This is a genomic window from Streptomyces millisiae, assembly GCF_031845425.1.
Lineage (GTDB): Bacteria > Actinomycetota > Actinomycetes > Streptomycetales > Streptomycetaceae > Streptomyces > Streptomyces millisiae.
On the sequence record NZ_JAVREM010000193.1, the window covers coordinates 1 to 613 of the forward strand.

General features: G+C 64.9%; 1 pseudogene. It reads left to right on the plus strand.

The features are described 5' to 3' along the window. Window positions 1-273 (plus strand): annotated as a pseudogene (locus tag RNC47_RS36165) (hypothetical protein); the annotation flags it as partial. Window positions 274-613 lie beyond the last annotated feature (340 nt).

Sequence of the window (613 nt, forward strand, 5' to 3'; positions counted from 1 at the left end):
CTTTGGGGGCGCACGACGCTGGACACCCTGTCCCGCGGGGGGCACATCAAGACTCCGAAGCTGCCCGAACTCCGAGCGCTGGCGGCGGGCCTGCAACTGACGCTCGGTGAGGTGCAGGAAGCGAACGGCTCGCAGTTCTACGGAGTCGACACCGTCTGGAGCGCCGACGGTGAGGTGCGCGCCCTGGTCGAGGGGTACCGGGAGATGTCTCCCGAGGATCAGGTCAGGGTTCGCGAGTTCGTAGAGTCCAGGCGTCGCGTAAAGCGCGTGTAAGTTTTTCTGCCAACTGCGGCGCCCTGTGCGGGCGTTGACCGGAGCTTCGTCACCCGCTGTGTTTCGGCTATTGGCTGAAAGTCACTGCTCATGCATGATGGCGGTTCTGCCTGGGAGCGCCCATCTATGGCGCCGCGAAGGGCCCGCTTTGCCGGGAGTCGGGCCGCGCGGATGCGGGAGGCCACATGCCGACACGATACTCAGCCGTCTACCACCAAGATCTGGCCGGTCGCATCCCGCCCGGCAGCCTCGTTCACGTCGAAGACCATGATGGGGCCTGGTCCGATATCTACCTTCACCCAGACCACGCCGAGCTGGAACTCGTCCATGACCTCAACTG